Annotated in this window: 16 protein-coding genes and 1 pseudogene; 13 read left to right on the top strand and 4 right to left on the bottom strand. The window is 32.2% G+C overall.

From position 1 onward, the window contains the following. Positions 1-198: 198 nt before the first annotated feature. The 8 genes and pseudogenes from AOB58_RS03020 to AOB58_RS02985 all read left to right on the top strand — a co-directional run bounded on the left by AOB58_RS03020 (position 199) and on the right by AOB58_RS02985 (position 10,309). Positions 199-1,425 (top strand): AI-2E family transporter, encoded by a 1,227-nt coding sequence (locus tag AOB58_RS03020; protein ID WP_064782946.1) that lies wholly within the window; start codon positions 199-201, stop codon positions 1,423-1,425. A gap of 323 nt (positions 1,426-1,748) precedes the next feature. Further along, the gene (mprF, locus tag AOB58_RS03015; RefSeq protein WP_021338802.1) at positions 1,749-4,274 is read left to right on the top strand and encodes a bifunctional lysylphosphatidylglycerol flippase/synthetase MprF; all 2,526 of its coding nucleotides are present in this window, start codon (positions 1,749-1,751) and stop codon (positions 4,272-4,274) included. Positions 4,275-4,721: 447 nt separating this feature from the next. Then, on the top strand, positions 4,722-5,285 hold the full coding sequence (locus AOB58_RS03010; protein WP_021338803.1) for a hypothetical protein: 564 nt from the start codon (positions 4,722-4,724) through the stop codon (positions 5,283-5,285). A gap of 226 nt (positions 5,286-5,511) precedes the next feature. Beyond that, positions 5,512-6,510 carry a LacI family DNA-binding transcriptional regulator gene (locus AOB58_RS03005; protein ID WP_021338804.1) on the top strand — a complete coding sequence of 333 codons (999 nt, stop codon included), beginning with the start codon at positions 5,512-5,514 and terminating at the stop codon, positions 6,508-6,510. 44 nt (positions 6,511-6,554) lie between these two features. Then, positions 6,555-6,944: a D-ribose pyranase gene (gene rbsD, locus AOB58_RS03000; protein WP_021338805.1), complete on the top strand. Its 390-nt coding sequence runs from the start codon at positions 6,555-6,557 to the stop codon at positions 6,942-6,944. Between the two features lie 12 nt (positions 6,945-6,956). Continuing rightward, the gene (locus tag AOB58_RS02995; RefSeq protein WP_046465293.1) at positions 6,957-8,450 is read left to right on the top strand and encodes a sugar ABC transporter ATP-binding protein; all 1,494 of its coding nucleotides are present in this window, start codon (positions 6,957-6,959) and stop codon (positions 8,448-8,450) included. Then, complete coding sequence (locus tag AOB58_RS02990) at positions 8,437-9,378, top strand: ABC transporter permease (RefSeq protein WP_002507678.1); 942 nt, start codon at positions 8,437-8,439, stop codon at positions 9,376-9,378. Before AOB58_RS02995 ends, AOB58_RS02990 begins: the two co-directional genes overlap by 14 nt. A 17-nt stretch (positions 9,379-9,395) precedes the next feature. Continuing rightward, positions 9,396-10,309 (top strand): annotated as a pseudogene (locus tag AOB58_RS02985) (substrate-binding domain-containing protein). A 110-nt stretch (positions 10,310-10,419) separates the two neighbouring features. Here the strand turns inward: AOB58_RS02985 and msrA are convergent. Continuing rightward, positions 10,420-10,923, bottom strand: coding sequence for a peptide-methionine (S)-S-oxide reductase MsrA (gene msrA / locus AOB58_RS02980; protein ID WP_031265910.1), 504 nt, complete (start codon positions 10,921-10,923; stop codon positions 10,420-10,422). A gap of 139 nt (positions 10,924-11,062) precedes the next feature. Here msrA and AOB58_RS02975 point away from each other — a divergent pair, with 139 nt between their 5' ends. Next, positions 11,063-12,043 carry an LCP family protein gene (locus tag AOB58_RS02975; RefSeq protein ID WP_002507675.1) on the top strand — a complete coding sequence of 327 codons (981 nt, stop codon included), beginning with the start codon at positions 11,063-11,065 and terminating at the stop codon, positions 12,041-12,043. Positions 12,044-12,176: 133 nt separating this feature from the next. Here AOB58_RS02975 and AOB58_RS02970 read toward each other — a convergent pair whose 3' ends face one another. Beyond that, positions 12,177-12,362 (bottom strand): 2-hydroxymuconate tautomerase, encoded by a 186-nt coding sequence (locus AOB58_RS02970; protein WP_002507674.1) that lies wholly within the window; start codon positions 12,360-12,362, stop codon positions 12,177-12,179. Positions 12,363-12,512: 150 nt separating this feature from the next. Here AOB58_RS02970 and AOB58_RS02965 point away from each other — a divergent pair, with 150 nt between their 5' ends. After that, positions 12,513-13,775, top strand: a complete 1,263-nt coding sequence (locus tag AOB58_RS02965; protein WP_021338809.1) for a Y-family DNA polymerase — start codon at positions 12,513-12,515, stop codon at positions 13,773-13,775. Positions 13,776-14,015: 240 nt separating this feature from the next. Here the strand turns inward: AOB58_RS02965 and AOB58_RS02960 are convergent, their stop codons facing one another. Next, positions 14,016-15,107: a prephenate dehydrogenase gene (locus AOB58_RS02960; protein ID WP_021338810.1), complete on the bottom strand. Its 1,092-nt coding sequence runs from the start codon at positions 15,105-15,107 to the stop codon at positions 14,016-14,018. A 235-nt stretch (positions 15,108-15,342) separates the two neighbouring features. On the opposite strand from AOB58_RS02960, the gene AOB58_RS02955 reads away from it, so the two are divergent. Both AOB58_RS02955 and AOB58_RS02945 read left to right on the top strand, forming a co-directional pair. Continuing rightward, the gene (locus AOB58_RS02955) at positions 15,343-16,275 is read left to right on the top strand and encodes a D-2-hydroxyacid dehydrogenase (RefSeq protein WP_046465294.1); all 933 of its coding nucleotides are present in this window, start codon (positions 15,343-15,345) and stop codon (positions 16,273-16,275) included. Positions 16,276-16,815: 540 nt separating this feature from the next. Further along, the gene (locus AOB58_RS02945; RefSeq protein WP_021338813.1) at positions 16,816-17,853 is read left to right on the top strand and encodes a M42 family metallopeptidase; all 1,038 of its coding nucleotides are present in this window, start codon (positions 16,816-16,818) and stop codon (positions 17,851-17,853) included. A gap of 153 nt (positions 17,854-18,006) precedes the next feature. Here AOB58_RS02945 and AOB58_RS13525 read toward each other — a convergent pair whose 3' ends face one another. Further along, positions 18,007-18,102, bottom strand: a complete 96-nt coding sequence (locus AOB58_RS13525) for a type I toxin-antitoxin system Fst family toxin (protein WP_002512389.1) — start codon at positions 18,100-18,102, stop codon at positions 18,007-18,009. Between the two features lie 260 nt (positions 18,103-18,362). Between AOB58_RS13525 and AOB58_RS02940 the strand changes: the two genes are divergently transcribed. Further along, a complete protein-coding gene (locus AOB58_RS02940) occupies positions 18,363-18,566 on the top strand; it encodes a hypothetical protein (protein ID WP_237283167.1) in 204 nt (67 codons plus the stop codon). Positions 18,567-18,746 lie beyond the last annotated feature (180 nt).

Here is an 18,746-nt window from a genome sequence, read left to right as displayed (position 1 = left end):
TATAATTTCTCGAAAAGATTCTTACAATATATAATGTGGTAAAATATATGTTTGGAAGATGACGAATGTGTTAATATTAATATTAGCAAATAAATCGACAACACATTAACATATTTTACGTTCGTAGTTTTGTACTACATTTTGTATCATTTTAATGTGAAATTATAATTTAGAATCAAATTAAGGTATGGTGAGTATATGTCGAATGAAGAAAATATAAAGCAAGAAAAAAAGAGTGGAAAAGATAAATTGAAACTGAGTTTTCCAGAAACCCGCTTCATGAAGTTTTTAGGCGGTAAAGATTTACTTTTTGGTTTGTTGATTTTAATATTAGTAGGTTTCTCAATTTTTATATTTGATCAAGTTTCTTACATTTTCAAACCATTTATTATCGTATTTAATACGCTTGCAGCACCTATCATTGTTTCAATTATTCTCTATTATTTATTTAACCCGGTAGTTAATTTAATGGAACGATATAATATTCCAAGAGTTTGGGGCGTTATCATTTTATTCCTACTCATCGTTGGTGTAATATCATTGGCAATTAATCTACTTATCCCAGTGATTGGGTCTCAATTCAAAAGTTTTGGTAATAATTTCCCATACTATGTCGATAAAGTGAATCAATTTATTGATAGTCTTACTAAATTTTCTGTGATATCTAATTTCTATACGCAGATTCAAGATCAACTTGATACTTTAGCCAAAAAATTACCAAGTATGGTTTCTGATTATTTTAATGGTTTTGGATCTAAAGTTAAGAATTTTGCTGAAGCATTAGTCAATGTTGGTGTAGTAATTGCAACAACACCATTTGTATTATTCTTTATGTTAAAAGATGGTTATCGTTTTAAAGATTTTTCTACAAAATTAATGCCACCAAAATTCAGAAAAGATTTTCATGATTTATTAGACAAAATGAGTGTTCAAGTAGGTTCTTATATCCAAGGACAAATTGTTGTTTCGTTCTGTATTGGAATTCTATTATTTATTGGTTATAGTATTATCGGATTAGATTATAGTTTAATCTTAGCATCTATTGCAGCTGTAACGAGTGTAGTACCTTATATTGGTCCTACGATTGCTATTTCACCTGCAATTATCATTGCATTAATTACTTCGCCAATTATGTTATTGAAATTAATTGTCGTGTGGACGGCTGTACAATTTATTGAAGGGCACTTTATTTCACCGAATGTAATGGGTAAAACACTGAAAATACATCCACTAACAATTATTTTCATCTTGTTAAGTGCGGGTAACATACTCGGTGTAGTTGGTGTTATTTTAGGTATACCAGCTTACGCTATTTTGAAAGTGCTTATTTCACACTTATATTCTATGTATAAACGTAGATATAATAAATATTATGGTCAAGATGCAGGTGAGTATCAAACTTCATCAGAAGAAGAAATTCGTTAATATTAACGTATCTTCAATTAGATTGCACAGTAGCTATCTGATACCTAAATAAAGTTTTTTTCAAGTTCCTGTATTACATGTTATAGTCAGTCTTATAGAGTGGGGATAGGAAATCAGTTTTTGATTTCTTATTCACGCTCTTTTTTTATACGAAAACAAGTTTTAGTATTATTTTAGTCTAGTGTGCATCGTATAAATGATTTAAATGAAAGCCACCTAACAATTATGTTATATAGATATCATTAAAAATTTATTTATTATATTTTAGTGTTGTGCTATATTTTTTATGACACAATAGAAACACTGAAAAGAGAAGTGAAAATATGTCTAAGGAATTAAGAATTAAATTATTTTCTATATTAAAAATAGTATTTGCAGTTACATTATTTATTTTTGTTGTTTTCACATTATATAAAGAACTCTCACATATTAATCTTAAAGAAACAGTAAAATCATTTGGGGATATTAATAGAGTATGGTTAGTGGCTTTATTCTTAAGTGGTGGTTTATCTATTATTGTATTATCACTTTATGATGTCCTCTTAGTAAAAACGTTAAAGTTGAAACTCTCTTTATTGAAAACCATTCGTATTGGTTATATTGTAAATGCACTTAATGCTGTCGTAGGATTTGGAGGTTTTATTGGTGCAAGTGTACGTTTCTTATTGTACAAGAATGCAACCGATGATAAAAAGGCGTTAGTGCATACAATCTCTATTGTTTTAATATCAATGTTAACAGGACTTAGTTTACTGTCTATCCTTGTAGTGATTCAAGTATTTGACGTGACGCATATATTTAGTCCTTTTCCGTGGATTCGTTGGTTATTGTATATTGTGGCGCTATTTTTACCAATATTTATTATAATAACTTATATAAAACCAGTTAAACAATCACATAAATTACTTGGTGTTTATTGCACAGTTGTTTCTGGTGTTGAATGGATGATAGCTTCATTTGTATTATATATGGCTTTAGTCATTGTAGGCATCCACATACCATTTACGACATTTATTGGTATTTTTATTATTGCGTCATTATCAGGTTTGATTAGTTTTATCCCTGGTGGATTTGGAACATTTGATTTAGTCGTCTTATTAGGTTTGAAAAGCTTAAATGTACCGGAAGAAGAAATTGTTTTAGCATTATTACTCTATCGTTTTGCTTATTATTTATTCCCAGTGTTAATCGCGCTGATTCTTTCTACATTTGAATTCAAGAGTACTGCAAAACGCTATTGGGAAGATTCAAAGCTTATGTTACCAGTGAAAGATATGACATCACTTGTAGCATCGTATCAAAAAGATATTATTGCAAGAGTACCGTCGTTTGCAATTGCGGTATTACTGATGTATACAAGCTTAATATCTTTTTTAAATAACATGACGATTATATATGATGGTTTATATGATCCTAATCATTATATTTATTACATTATCGTATCAGTGCATACATCGGCATGTTTACTTTTATTATTAAATATAATTGGTGTATATCATCTATCTAAACGTGCTATTTTATTTTCAATGATTTCGATTAGTTTAATATTTATTGTTACAGCCTATACTTATGCTTCTTTTATACTACTGAGTTGGCTTGCAGTTATGTTTGTCCTACTATTGGTATTTTATAGACGTTCGAATACAATTAAAAGACCATTTAGATATACAAGGTTATGGTTAAGTGTCGCTGTAGGTTCACTTATTTTGTATACTAATCATATTGTTATAGATGGTACATTCTATACATTAGATATTTATCATTTGGAAATGGACAGTTCAATATTAAGGTATTATTTCTGGTTTACGATTTTACTCGTTGCTATTATTGTGGGTGTAATCGTCTGGTGGTTTGAGTATCGTTATAGAGTAAAGAATAGAAGTAATAATATTGCAATGTGCGAAGCAATCATAGCGCAATATGGCGGTAACTATTTAAGCCATTTAATATACAGTGGAGATAAGTATTATTTTATCAATGAAAAAGAAGATGCCTTTATTATGTATCGTTATAAATACAGTGCATATATTGTATTAGGTGACCCAGTAGGCAATCCAGAATCATTTCATGAATTATTAGAGACGTTTTACCGTGAAGCGCAATACTTAGGATACGATGTGATTTTTTATCAAGTAAGTGATAAATATATGTCACTTTACCATGATTTTGGCAATCAATTTTTCAAGTTAGGTGAAGAAGCGGTTATAGATTTAACTACATTTACTACATCAGGTAAAAAGAAACGTGGCTTACGTGCAACATTAAATAAGTTTGATGATTTTAATCTAACTTTTGAAGTTTTAGAACCATCGTTTTCACCCGAATTACTTGCGGAGTTGAAAAACATTAGTGACGATTGGCTAGCAGAAAGAAATGAAATGCATTTTTCTGTAGGTAGCTTTAATGAGCATTATTTATCGCAAGCACCTATAGCAGTCATTAAAGATAAAAATGAAGCTATCATCGCATTTTGTACCTTTATGCCTACGTATTACAAAGCAACACTTTCTGTAGATTTAATTCGTTGGAAGCCAGATAGTAAGTTACCTTTAATGGATGGTTTATATTTGAATATGTTGTTATGGGCAAAGGCGCATAATTATGAGCACTTTAACATGGGTATGGCTACATTATCTAATGTAGGGCAAGTGCCGTTCTCATTTTATGGAGAGAGAATCGCAGGTAGAGTGTTTGAGCATTTTAATGGTTTGTATAGATTTCAAGGTCTCAGAAGATACAAAGAGAAATTTAATCCTATTTGGGAACCGAGATTTTTAGTTTATAGAAAACATCATTCATTATGGCTTAGTATGTTAAAAGTGATGCGTGTAATTAGAAAGCATAAATAAGAAGTAATAAATATAAAAGCAACCAACACACGTTTATGTGTTGGTTGCTTTTTTAAGGAGTTTAAAAGTGTTTAATGGTTTCTGTAGTTAATATCTGGAGAAGTTATTAACTACTTTAAATAAACTAACTGGTAGAACTGTTCTAAATATCATTTGACTCTAACTATATATGAATTTCTCGTTACCCCTTTGTTAAGGTATAATTATAATATATCATCATCAGAAAACGCTTTCAATGATGGGAAGTAAGATTATTCAAATAAAAAATGACATTTTATCTACATAATTTCCTTTTAAAATTTAATTGTATTATTACTACTCACTAAGAGTGGAACGCTCGCTAAAAATAAGATTGCATTATAATTATTTAATATTAAAAATAGATTCAATCAGTTCATCATTTGTAGTAAGATATAAAATAAATTAAAAATATTGGGGCGTATTAAAATGAAGAAAATCATAATTAGTATTATCTTAGCCTTATTAGTCATTGCATTAATTGTTGCTGGCACGTTTTTATACCAATCTCTTAATTCTAATTATAAAGGGACAAAACAAGTTTCTCAGAGTAACGAGCACAATAAAGAAAAAAGTAACGGTCATCCGCCGAAAATAGATGTGTTAGCGCAGCAATTTAGCACAGATTTCATGAATCATGATACAAGACATGGTTATCATAAAGTATCAAAGGGCATGCACAAAGATAAAATAGAAGCTGAATTTGGTAAAAGTGAGCAAACAATTGATATGGCCGGTGTGAAAGTTGTTAAATACGGTAACATTGGGGTTCACTACACGAATCATAAAGTGAGCCGCTTCTTTATCATACCGGAAGACGTGAATGTCCAACAATTTAGACAAGTACATGGTACAAGAACAATAAACTACGAAAAAAATACAATGATTTATGATGATAATCCTAATAATAAATTTTCGGTAAAAGTTTATGTAGGTCAAAATGGTGAAATTAAGGGGATAGAAAGTATTGATCAAGTAACCGGTAATCGTTAAAAAGTACAATGTGGTAATTTTGCTATTTAATATAACTAGATCAATAGTCTTAGTATTGAACGACATTACATATAATTTGATAAAGGCATTGATATGTAAGAGCGGTATTCTAAAGTTAAAAGAATACCGTTTTTTATTTAAAAAAACTGCAAATATCTCTACAGAAAATTAATCTAATAAATAGAACATATGATTGTTCTATTAAATTATAAAAAGGTGTGGTAATATGAAAGCGGTTACACAAATTGAGGTGATTGCATTGGCAACTATAAAAGAAGTAGCTCAATTGGCAGGATGCTCAGTAGCAACTGTCTCTAGAGCAATCAATAATAATGGTTACGTAAAAGCACAAACAAGAGCACAAATTGAAAGTGCGATTAGCGAGCTGAATTATCAACCGAATGAAGCGGCACGTACGCTGTATAAGCGAAAATCTAAAATGATAGGATTATTGCTTCCAGATATTAGTAATCCGTTTTTCACACTTATTGCTCGTGGAGTAGAAGATGTCGCTTTAGCACACGGTTACCAAGTATTGATAGGTAATAGCGATAACGATATTGATAAAGCGAAAAATTATCTTTCTACATTTGTAGCACACAATTGTACGGGTATGATTTCAACAGCACTAAATGAAAATGTAATTGAAAATACACTTCATTCATATGGTATTCCATTTGTATTTGTTGATCGCATTCATGATGGCAATAAAGGGATTTCAACAAATCATTTTGAAGGTGGCCAACTCCAAGCTCAATTAATCATTGAAGGACAGGCACAGCATGTATTAATCGTGCATTCTGATTTAAATGTACGTGCATTCCATTCACGCGTGAATGGTGTAGAAACAGTACTCAACCAACATAATGTGTCATATTGCCGTTGTGAAGAAGACCAAATAGATGACGAAGCACAATTTATTAAACAAATACGGCAAAATCATATCGATAGCATTATATGTAGTAATGATTTAATTGCGATTAAAATATTAGGTGTTATTCAACAACATGGATTTAAAGTGCCGAATGAGATACAACTTGTTGGCTATGATGACATACCATTTGCAAAAATGACATTTCCTCAAATTACAACAATAGACCAATCGGCATACCGTATAGGTGAGCTTGCTGTATCGAAACTACTCAATTTATATGAGGAGGGAGACGAACATCACGTTGATCAAGTAGCAATTACAGTGAGGCGAAGGGAAAGTACGAGATTTTAATGCGCAACATGTAACGGGTTACATAAAATTTTAGGAGTGATTGAATGTATAAGACAGGTATATTAAATAGTGAAATTTCAAAATTGTTAAGTGATTTAGGGCATACAGATCAAATTATCATTGCAGATTGTGGACTTCCAGTTCCAGAAGGTGTGAAAAAGATTGATCTAGCATTGGAATTTGGAAAGCCTTCTTTTATAGAAGTGTTTAATCTTATAAAAAAACATATGGAAATCGAGCAAATGACATTAGCTGAAGAAATGATAACGCAAAACACGACATTATACCAGACATTATCAGATGAAAATATTGAAATTCAAACGACATCACATGAGCAATTCAAAGTCCAAAGTAAAACAGTTAAAGCCATCATTCGCACAGGCGAAGCTAAACCATTTGCTAATGTCGTACTAACAAGCGGTGTTTTATTTTAAGGGGTGAATAAGATGATAAAGATGGAACAAATATATAAATCATTTGGGCAAAATGACGTATTAAGAGGCGTGGATTTTGAAATCGGTGATGGTGAGATACATGCCTTAATGGGAGAAAATGGTGCTGGAAAAAGTACATTGATGAAAATACTCACTGGTGTATATAAGTCGGATAGTGGGTCTGTGGAAGAAAACGGTGAAGCGATTCAATTTAAAAATACCAAAGACGCGGAACTTAATGGTGTGTCGTTCATACAACAAGAGTTAAATATATGGCCTAATTTAACGGTATTAGAAAATTTATTTCTCGGTAAAGAGGAAACAAAGTTCTTAGGTATTGTTGATAATAAAGCGATGAAAAAACAGGCGAATGCTATTTTCAAAAAGTTGAATATTAATATTGACTTAAATAAAGAAGCGGGTGCTTTATCTGTAGGTATGCAACAGATGTTAGAAATTAGTAAAGCTTTAATGCAAGATTCAAAAGTCATTATTATGGATGAGCCTACTGCAGCATTAACAAATAACGAGATTGATATTTTATTTGAACAAATTCGAAAACTAAAAAGTGAAGGCGTGTCATTTGTCTATATCTCTCATAGAATGGAAGAAATTTTCAGTATTTCAGATCGTATTACAGTAATGCGAGACGGACGTTCTATTTTAACTTCTGCAACTGCAGATACAACAAATGCGAAGATTGTTAAGGCAATGATTGGTAGAGACTTAGATAATCAATACCCAGATAGACATTACACACAAGATGAGGAAGTTGTTCTTTCTGTTAAAAACCTCAGTTCAACTGAACATAAATTGAATGATATTCACTTTAATCTACATAAAGGTGAAATTTTAGGTTTTAGCGGATTGATGGGTGCAGGACGTTCTGAAATTATGCGTGTATTGTTCGGTTTAGATAAAGGGCATATGCAAGTAACGCTCAATAATAAACAATTACAGATAAATAATCCTAATCAATCTATCAAACAAGGCTTAGCATTTATCACAGAGAACAGAAAAGAAGAAGGTTTGGTGCTGCAAGATTCAATATTAGAAAATATCTCATTACCAGCGTTGAAAAGTTTTTCGAAATCCGGCTTTTTAACACGAAGTTCTATGGAGCAATATGCAGAACAAATGATTCAACGCTTGAATATTAAAGGTAAGAAAAATGATGCTTGTGTGGATTTATCAGGTGGTAACCAGCAAAAAGTTGTGATTGCCAAATGGATAGCGACTGCGCCACATGTTCTCATATTAGACGAGCCTACGCGTGGTATTGATGTAGGTGCGAAAAGAGAGATTTATCAATTGATGAATGAATTGACCGAACGAGGCATGTCTATCATTATGATTTCATCAGAATTACCTGAAATCATAGGTATGAGTGATAGAGTGGCCGTTGTGCATGAAGGAAATATTGCAGGCGTGTTAGAGAAAGCATCATTAACAGAAGAACGTATTATGACATTAGCTACTGGAGGGGAAGTACATGACACAGTCTAAATTATCAATTTCATATTTAGAAAAAATAATTCCATTTATTGGGTTAATCTTATTAGTTATTATCATTAGTGCATTAAACAGTGCATTTTTAGAACCATCCAACTTATTTAATTTACTGAGACAAGTATCGATTAATGGACTCATTGCATTTGGTATGACATTTGTTATTTTAACGGGCGGTATTGATTTGTCGGTCGGTTCTACATTGGCGTTATCAAGTGCAATGGTAGCAATTTTAATGGTATCAGGTGTAGATTCAATAATTGCCCTATTACTTGGATGTATCTTTGGTGCAGTTTTAGGGGCAGTTAATGGTTTGTTAATTACTTTAGGTAAGATGGCACCATTTATCGCAACGTTGGCTACTATGACCGTCTTTAGGGGCTTAACACTCGTAATTACGGATGGTAACCCGATTACAAACTTAAATGGGAGCTATGCATTCCAATTATTTGGTCGTGGTTACTTTTTAGGCATACCTGTTCCGGCAGTCACAATGTTTGTTACGTTTATCATTTTATATATTTTGCTACATAAAACAGTATTTGGTAGACAAACTTATGCTATGGGAGGTAATGAGAAGGCAGCATTTATTTCTGGTATTAAAGTAAATAAATTAAAAATCATGATTTATAGCTTAGCTGGCTTAATGTCGGCAATGGCAGGTGCAATATTAACATCACGTTTAAACTCTGCTCAACCAACAGCAGGGATGTCATATGAGCTAGATGCGATTGCAGCCGTTGTACTGGGTGGTACATCACTTACGGGTGGTAAGGGACGCATACTCGGTACATTAATCGGTGTACTTATTATCGGTGTGTTAAACAATGGTTTGAACTTATTAGGAGTTTCATCATTCTATCAACAGGTTGTTAAAGGTGTAGTGATTATCATAGCTGTATTAATTGATAGAAAGAATAAATAGTGTGGGAGGTTAACAAGATGAAAAAAATATTAATCAGTGCAATTGCTATTTTATTATTTTTAACAGGATGTTCACTTGAGTCTCCTTTGGAAAATAATGATGGTGGTAAGTCAGATAAGAAAAAATCTGATATTGTCGTCGGTGTAAGTATATCCACGTTAAACAACCCATTTTTTGTGAAAATTAAAGATGGTATTGAAGACGAGGCAAAAAAACAAGGTGTTAAAGTGAAGTTTGCAGATGCGCAAGATGATGCAGCAAAACAAGCAAACGATATTGATGATTTAATACAGCAAAATGTAGATTATCTTATTGTGAATCCTACAGACTCAGATGCAATTTCTGGTAGTATACAAATAGCGAATGATCAGAATATACCAGTAGTAACCTTAGATAGAGAAGTTGCTAAAGGGGAAGTCGCTTCATTTATTGCGTCAGATAACGTTAAAGGTGGGGAAATGGCTGCAAACCTCATCGTTGATAAATTTGGAAAAGGTACTAAAGTTGCAGAGTTAGAAGGTATACCTGGGCAAGTGCTACAAGAGAACGTGGTAAAGGGTTCCATAACGTAGCAGATGACTCACTTGATGTGGTATCCAAACAAAGTGCGAAATTTAATAGAACAGAAGGATTGAACGTAACTCAAAATATTATTCAAGCACATCCAGATATTAAAGCCATCTTTGCACAAAATGATGAAATGGCATTAGGCGCAATAGAAGCGGTTGGCAGCAAAGATATTAAAGTTATTGGTTTCGATGGTAATGAAGATGCAATTAAATCAGTAGACAAAGGTAAGTTATATGCTACGGTCGCGCAACAACCTGATTTGATGGGTGAAGAAAGTTTGAAAACAGTAATAGATTTACACAATGGTAAGGAAATAGAGAAGAAGAATAAGATTCCATTAGAAATGAAAAAACAAGAGTAGTAGCTAAAAATAGCTTGAAACGCTATAGCATATTAATAAGTGAGTACGATCATATAGTATAAGAAAGCCGGATGCATAGAAGATATGCTCCGGCTTTTATGATTGATTTGTTAATGCTTATAATTTTGACGTTCATCTTGTTCTTCGGCATAACGCTCTGGATTTTTTTTATAAAATTCTTGATGTTCTGCTTCAGCTTTATAAAATTTAGAAGCGGGCAAGATTTGAGTTGCAATTGCTTTGTCTCTATTAATCGTGTGTTTTAATTTTTCGATATACGTTTCAGCTACTTCCTTTTGATTGTCATTAGAATAAAAAATAGCTGTCTTATACTGTGAACCTCTATCTTGGAATTGTCCGCCGTCATCAGTTGGATCTATTACAGAAAAGAAAATTTCTAATAATTTATTATATGAAAACAATGCGACATCATATTCGATTTCGACGGTTTCATAATGCCCAGTGTTGCCAGTCTTGACTTGTTCATATGACGGGTTATCAACTGTACCTCCCATATAACCAGAGGTTACTTGTTCAATACCTTCATACGTGTCAAAAGGCTTGACCATACACCAAAAGCAACCTCCGGCGAAGTATGCTTTGTTTATATTCATGCTTAACATCCTTTCTGTATTAGACCTTAGTACCATATATTAAGATATTACTTGATTTTTATACTCTTTTTATATAACTTTAATATATGTTAATTATAGTACATAGAAGTGCAATTTTGAAGATATAAGGTTGATACTAATGAATAAGGACAAAAAAAGAAGTACATCAGATGCGAACGAAGAAACAACACAAGCCCCTTTACGAAGGGTGAAAAAGAAGCGGATTAGAAAGCTTCCCTTCATTATTTTAATTATCATTATCCTATTGGCGATAGTGATTGGTTATGCAATTCATGGTTATAATTCAGGTATTGATTATGCTAAAGACCATGGTAAAACACTGAAAGAGCATAAATTTAATGGTGCTCAAAAAAATGATGGTAAGATTACAGTCATGGTGTTAGGTGCAGATAAGGAGCAAGGCGGTATCTCCAGAACAGACTCTATCATGATTGCTCAATATGATTTTGTGCATAAAAAGTTGAAAATGATGTCTGTCATGCGTGATATCTATGCGGATATTCCTGGAAATGGGCAACATAAGATTAACTCTGCATATTCTATAGGCGGTCCAGAATTAATGAGAAAAACGCTGAAGAAAAACTTAGGTGTAGATCCTGAGTATTACGCTATTTTAGACTTTACTGGTTTTGAAAAAATGATTGATGAACTAGAACCTAACGGTGTACCTATAGATGTTGAAAAAGATATGTCGAAAAATATAGGTGTATCACTGAAAGAAGGTCACCATCGATTAAATGGTAAAGAGCTTTTAGGTTATGCTAGATTTAGACATGATGCTGAAGGGGACTTTGGTCGTGTCCGTAGACAACAACAAGTGATGCAAGCACTTAAAGGAGAACTTGCAAGTATCGATACACTTCCTAAATTGCCACGTGTTGCTGGTATTTTAAGAGGTTACTTGAATACGAACATGCCAGACTCTGCAATTATGCAAGCAGGTTTAAACTTTGGTATTCGAGGCGATAAAAATGTTGATTCTCTAACGTTACCTGTCGAAGGAAGTTACCAAGATATTCAAACATTTGGTGATGGTAGTGCATTAGAAATCGATAAAGCGAAAAATAAAGAAGAAGTTCAGAAGTTTTTAAACGAATAATATAAGGAAGTTACCATATGTGGTAATGACAAAACAAAAGGTAGACAGTCATTTTTATGATTGCCTACCTTTTGTTTTGTCATTAAAATTTTTGTTTGAGGTTGTCTATAAGTATAAATTTAGCATAGATAATTTATTGGTCGGATTTTCTAACGCCAGCAACACCATAGTGTGATGCTTTCATTTCTTCAATAACAACTTGTATTGCTTCTTTATTAGCGCCTGTAGTTTTTTCTACAGCTTGTGTTACCTCAGAGACTAAATCTTTAAGTTGATCATCTGAACGACCTTCTAATAATTTTACATTAACGATTGGCATATGTATTTCCTCCTATAACAGTTTGAACTTATTATATCATGAAAATTCTCAAAATTCTAAAAACAATTAAAACAGAACAATTGTTCTTATTAGTATTGAATGAGAACACTTGTTCGTATATAATAGAATTAATTGAGGGAGGTATTTGATATGTATGATTATAATCTAGTGGAAGAAAGAGATGTATTGTGTATAGACCAAAAGAGTTTTTTTGCAAGTGTGTCTTGTATTCAAAAAGGATTAGATCCATTGAAGGAGAAATTAGCCGTTGTTGCCGATACGAAGAGACAAGGATCAGTTGTTTTAGCTGCTACAGGACCTTTAAAAGCACTAGGTATTAAAACTGGGTCAAGACTGTTCGAAATACCACATAGAAGCGACATATATATTATTAATCCGAGTATGAGAAAATATTTGGAAGTGTCCGTAGCAATATCAAAAATTGCATTACGTTATGTAGCGCCAGAAGATCTACATCAATATAGTATTGATGAGTTTTTTATGGATGTTACGGATAGCTATCACCGTTTTAGTACTACGATTCATTCTTTTTGTGAAAAATTGCAATGTGAGATCGAAGAAGAAACAGGAATTAACTGTTCTATTGGTGTTGGCTCAAATATGCTTTTAAGTAAAATCGCAATGGACGTAGAAGCGAAACATTCTTCTAGTTTAATTGCAGAGTGGCGTTACCAAGATGTCCCGAATAAACTTTGGCCTATTCAGCCGTTAAGTGAATTTTGGGGAATTAGTAGGAAAACAGAAGCAAAATTGAATAAACGAGGTATTTTTACTATAGGTGATTTAGCCAATTATCCTTATCAATATTTAAAGAGAGATTTAGGGATTGTAGGCGTTGATTTACATTTACATGCGAATGGCATAGACCAAAGTAGAGTAAGAGATAAATATGAAGTAATGAATCCGTCGATTTGTAAGAGTCAAATACTGATGCGCGATTATCATTATGAAGAAGCTAAGGTTGTCATGCGTGAGTTGATTGAAGATGTTGCTAGTCGTGTTAGGGCAAGAAATCAATTAGCAAAAACAATTCATTTTTCATTTGGTTATAGTGATGAAGGTAGCGTTAATAAACAATACACCTTACCGGATCCGACGAATTTGGAAGAGCAAATTTATAAAGTCGTTGAACATTTCGCAGATAAATTATGTGATCATACTATGTTATTTAGAACTGTAAGTGTTTCATTAACGAAATTTATAGATGAAAAAGACAGACAGTTAAACTTGTTTATAGATGAATATGAAAGAAAAAGAAATGAAAAATTAGCAAAAACCATTGATGCCTTACATCAGAAATTTGGTCGAGGCATCGTATCTAAAGCTGTATCTTATACTGATGCGGGTACAAAACACGGCCGTCTAGGACTCATGGCAGGTCATAAGATGTAAAAAATGCTTAGCATATTAGATAATGAAGTGTTTAAACCTGTTGATAAAATTATTCGACGTAAAGCATTGATTTGTACGCGATATTCTCGATCACAGCATCAGCCTATAGTCTTCGGCTCGTGCTTTTTTCGCAAGATTCAGCTCAAATCACTATCATTATTAAATAATAGTTAGGAATTAATAATGTTAAATATAAAAATAAGCCAAACGTCTTTATTAGCGTTTGGCTTATTAATTAAATCAGGCTATATAAGTATCAAAATCGCTCAGTGCTTCAGCACCTTTCTTGCGATCTTCTGGGTTTTTAAAACTAATACGTAATGCACCATAAATATCTTCACGCACTTCTAAAATTCTTAGGTTGCTTATAGAAATATTATGTAAACTCAAGATATTTGTAACTTTGCTTATCATACCCGATTTATCCGGAATATCCACATATAGATCATACTCAATAGATAGCGCGCCTTGTGATTTAAGGGGAAGTTCATCACGATATATTTTAGCATCGTTATAAAAATCATATAAGTCATCAGAGCTATCACGCTCAATGAGAGCAATAACATCTTCCATTTGTGTTTTCCATTCGTTTAAAATAGTTAAGATTGTGTTTTTATTTTCAATCGTAATGTCTCGCCACATAACAGGGCTACCACTCGCAATTCTTGTGATATCCCTAAAGCCACCAGCTGCAAGTGTTTTTACAAGGCTAGATTCATCAGCATGTTTGGCATTTAAATGTACCAAGCTCGAAGCAATAATGTGGGGGACATGGCTTACGACACCTGTCACGAAATCATGCTCTTTTGGAGTTATAGAAATAAACTTCGCATCTGTAGTTTTTAATAAACTTTGGATTTCTTCAAAAGCCATATCATTAGCTGATTCATCATGAACGAGTATATAAAATGCATTTTCAAATAAATGTTTTTTAGCATTTAACACACCTGACTTATGACTACCCACCATAGGGTGTCCACCAATCAGATGGATATCGTGAGATAAAAGAAGTTGTTCATATTGTTGGATGGTTGACTTTGTACTGCCAGTATCTGTAATAATCACATTCTTTTTCATATGATAGTTTGGTAATTCTTGTAAGTATTTTATCGTTTGTTGTACCGGTGTTGCGTAAATGATGATATCTGCACTTTCAACGCTCGATTTATAATCTGTCGATTGAAAATCAATAATACCTATAGATAAAGCTTTATCTAATTGAGAGGTATCTGCATCATAAGCTGTGATTTCTATATCATCATGATAATATCTTAAATTACTCGCTAGACTTCCGCCAATAAGACCTAAGCCAACGAAAAGTATTTGTTTCATTGTGCGAATCACCTCTATCAAAATTTTCAGAATAGTAACATTGTAAAGCAGCAAATGTTATTTCGCAATATGCATAAATTCTGAAATGAAGATTTAACTTACTAAGCAAGTTATAATTTAATGAATTGATATATACTTTGTATGATGAAAAGGTATGAGATAATTCAATAAAGATTTATGTATGAAAGAATAAAAACAAAATAAAAAGTATTTAAATTATATAGGAGTGGTGAAATTGAATATACAAAATATTTTGATTGCTGGTCAATATGAATCTGCTTTTCAGCAATATTTGATGCATTTAGAAAAGTATCATTTGCGTTTTCAATCGATTGATATGATTTCAGAAGGTGATATGGAGTGGGCAGATGCTTATGTAGGCTTTGCGCCTAGTAAAGTATTTCATCCTGCTAAGGTAAGTTGGGTCCATGCGTTTAATGCCGGTGTAAATAATTTTTTAGCAATAGATGGCTGGAAGACATCAAATACGGTATTAACTAGAACTGTGAGTGACTTTGGAGAAAAAATGAGTGAATATTGTTTGAGTTATATATTAAAAGATTTGCAACATCACAAATTATTCCAATCCCAACAAAAAGATAAGATCTGGTCATGCGAAACACCCGCTGCCTTGAAAGATCAAACGATAACGATATTCGGCACTGGTGAAACTGGAAAAGTAATAGCAAAAGTTTTATCGTCATTTGGCACAACTGTATACGGTGTTTCAAGTAGTGGAGAAAACAAAAGGTACTTTAAACAAGTAAATACGTTAGAAACATCCAAACCATTGATTGAACAATCGGATTATATTATTAGTACCTTACCGTTAACACAACAAACTGAAAAACTATTTAATGAACAAATCTTTAGTTATTTAAACAATGCTTATTTTATAAATGTTGGTAGAGGACAGGGTGTTGATACAAATCATCTTATAAAGGCACTAGATTCTGAAAAAGTCAGACATGCAGTATTAGATGTCTTTGAGTCAGAACCATTACCCAAATCATCAGAGTTATGGCACAGGGAAGATGTTACGATAACGCCACATATTTCAGCATTAACAGATTTAGATGATGCTATTTCATGCTTCTATAACACATTAGAGCATATAGAAAGAGATGAAACATTATCCAATCAAGTAGACTGCAGTAGAGGTTATTAAATTGTAATAAAAATATAAGTTATTTGTGTTTTAATGTACAAAGTATGATTTTTTTACTGGATCTTGATCGCAATAAAGTTTCATATTAAAAGCAAATGAGTCTTTTATGAATTAAGACTCATTTTTTAATATTCTTATAAAGGTGATTTTTAACCAAGCTATAACCGAGATAAATGATTACCCAAGTTAGAATAGCTAAATAGACAAATATAATTATAATATTTACGTCACTGTTCCCATTAAACCAATTTATCAAAGTTACTATGCTTCTTATAAACAAAGCCCACATAATTATATTTAAAATTAATTTTTTCAATATAATTCATCCACCTTATTATGAGATGTAATTTGTTACAATATTTTTATAATAAATTCCATATGCTGTAAATCAATTTTAAAGTTTTTTTATACTATTTGTATAAAAGGATAAAGTTTTTGCGTTTAGCATTACTGTTATCAAATAGGAATTTCTATTCAGAATCTTACCAATTTTAGAAAATAACAGTTAAACTAAAGATATACATATAAGGAGGGTATAGTATGACGGAATCCATTTTTACGACAATTCAAGCATTAACGAATATTAATAGTCCTTCAGGGCATGCAGAAAAGGCAGTTAAATACGTTAAAGATGAAGTTGAAAAGTTAGGTTATACGACTCATATTACTAACAAAGGCGCGTTGATTATTACTGTAGAAGGCGAGAATAATCAAGACCATAAATGTATTACAGCCCATGTGGATACATTAGGTGCGATGGTAAAAGAAATTAAGGAAGACGGTCGCTTAGCATTAGATTTAATTGGTGGCTTTAGTTATAACGCAATAGAAGGGGAATATTGCGAAATTGAAACTTCTGCAGGACAAACTTACACAGGGACAATATGTCTACATGAAACAAGCGTACATGTATATCGTAATAATGATAATGAGCCTAGAAACATAGACCATATGGAAGTAAGACTAGATGAAAAGGTAAATACAAAAGCAGATACAGAACAATTAGGTATCGAGGTAGGTGATTTTATAAGTTTTGATCCTAGAACACAAATCACATCTTCGGGTTTTATAAAATCACGTCATTTAGATGACAAAGCAAGTGTTGCCATGATTATAGAGTTTTTAAAAACAGTTAAAAAAGAAAATCTCAAATTACCGCATACGATACAATTTTACATTTCTAATAATGAAGAAATAGGATACGGTGCCAATGCTTCAATCTCATCAAATATTGTTGAATTTATTGCATTCGATATGGGTGCTTTAGGGGACGGTCAAGCTTCAGATGAATATACGGTTTCTATCTGCGCTAAAGACGCATCAGGTCCATATCATAAGGCATTACGTGAACAACTCGTAAATCTATGTAAAACAAATAAAATCCCATACAAAGTTGATATTTATCCATATTATGGTTCTGATGCTTCAGCAGCATTAAAAGCAGGTGCAGATATAAAACATGGCTTATTCGGTGCAGGTATCGAATCATCACATGCACTAGAACGTACGCATATTAATTCACTAAAAGCGACACAAGCATTGTTACATGCTTATTGTTTAGCACCGATTCAATCATAAATATATTGAACCCTAGATTATCTATTTAATTTTGCAATGCCCCTATATATGATGTTATAATATATTTAACAAGAGTTTCGTGCATTGAATGCACCAACCCCCTCGCTACCACTAATAGCTAGGGGGTTTTTTTGGTGTGGTTAATGTCGCCTTTTACTTGTCATTACGATTACGTAACCAATACGCAAATAAGGTAACGATGCAACCACTAATTACTGTGACAGTGGTATGAACAAGAGCTTCGATCATTAATATGCACCTCCTCTCTACGTCATATTGACACCTGAGAGATAGACGACACTAATATTATATCATTTATAATATTAAAAATATATTCTATTCTATTTTTGTTTATTAAGCATCGTATTCATAGATAATAAATAATTGATTTTCATATAAAATATCATAAAATAGTAATGGAAATTCAGCGGATTCCATGTACAAAGATGATAATCTATGCTAAAAATAAGCTTGAATGTAACTTTTGTTTTATGAAAAGGAGATACAGAATGAAAAAAACAGTAATCTTAAACCTTTTGTTTTTAATATTATTCATTATTTTTGCTTTAGCATTTTTCACTAACTTTTTTGGTAGTGAGGCGATATATGTCATTATTATTATGCCTATTTTAATGCTAGTCATTGGGGTTATGTATTCAAAACCAACTTCAAAAAGTATAACCAAAATGATTTCAACAATAATCATCGCTTAAAGTAAAATAATAATTAATATAAATTCAAATGTTGACAAATTAAAAATATCCTTGTAGCATACTAGGTAATTACTTTTCGCAACTTAGGTTGCCATTTGAAAGATAACGTAGCATATATGACATGTAGCAAGCAGAAAGCTAATGGTTGATGGAAATTAGCACTACATATAATGTGAATTG

Origin of the sequence: Staphylococcus sp. AntiMn-1, from assembly GCF_001663395.1 — a bacterium.
Taxonomy (GTDB): domain Bacteria; phylum Bacillota; class Bacilli; order Staphylococcales; family Staphylococcaceae; genus Staphylococcus; species Staphylococcus equorum.
This window is presented reverse-complemented; position numbering and strand designations above follow the sequence as displayed.

Excerpts from the sequence above, each read along its gene's own strand:
- AOB58_RS03020 (WP_064782946.1), top strand. The coding sequence starts at position 199 with ATGTCGAATGAAGAAAATATAAAGCAAGAAAAAAAGAGTGGAAAAGAT.
- mprF (WP_021338802.1), top strand. The coding sequence starts at position 1,749 with ATGTCTAAGGAATTAAGAATTAAATTATTTTCTATATTAAAAATAGTA.
- AOB58_RS03010 (WP_021338803.1), top strand. The coding sequence starts at position 4,722 with ATGAAGAAAATCATAATTAGTATTATCTTAGCCTTATTAGTCATTGCA.
- AOB58_RS03005 (WP_021338804.1), top strand. The coding sequence starts at position 5,512 with ATGAAAGCGGTTACACAAATTGAGGTGATTGCATTGGCAACTATAAAA.
- rbsD (WP_021338805.1), top strand. The coding sequence starts at position 6,555 with ATGTATAAGACAGGTATATTAAATAGTGAAATTTCAAAATTGTTAAGT.
- AOB58_RS02995 (WP_046465293.1), top strand. The coding sequence starts at position 6,957 with ATGATAAAGATGGAACAAATATATAAATCATTTGGGCAAAATGACGTA.
- AOB58_RS02990 (WP_002507678.1), top strand. The coding sequence starts at position 8,437 with ATGACACAGTCTAAATTATCAATTTCATATTTAGAAAAAATAATTCCA.
- msrA (WP_031265910.1), bottom strand. The coding sequence starts at position 10,923 with ATGAATATAAACAAAGCATACTTCGCCGGAGGTTGCTTTTGGTGTATG.
- AOB58_RS02975 (WP_002507675.1), top strand. The coding sequence starts at position 11,063 with ATGAATAAGGACAAAAAAAGAAGTACATCAGATGCGAACGAAGAAACA.
- AOB58_RS02970 (WP_002507674.1), bottom strand. The coding sequence starts at position 12,362 with ATGCCAATCGTTAATGTAAAATTATTAGAAGGTCGTTCAGATGATCAA.
- AOB58_RS02965 (WP_021338809.1), top strand. The coding sequence starts at position 12,513 with ATGTATGATTATAATCTAGTGGAAGAAAGAGATGTATTGTGTATAGAC.
- AOB58_RS02960 (WP_021338810.1), bottom strand. The coding sequence starts at position 15,107 with ATGAAACAAATACTTTTCGTTGGCTTAGGTCTTATTGGCGGAAGTCTA.
- AOB58_RS02945 (WP_021338813.1), top strand. The coding sequence starts at position 16,816 with ATGACGGAATCCATTTTTACGACAATTCAAGCATTAACGAATATTAAT.
- AOB58_RS13525 (WP_002512389.1), bottom strand. The coding sequence starts at position 18,102 with ATGATCGAAGCTCTTGTTCATACCACTGTCACAGTAATTAGTGGTTGC.
- AOB58_RS02940 (WP_237283167.1), top strand. The coding sequence starts at position 18,363 with ATGAAAAAAACAGTAATCTTAAACCTTTTGTTTTTAATATTATTCATT.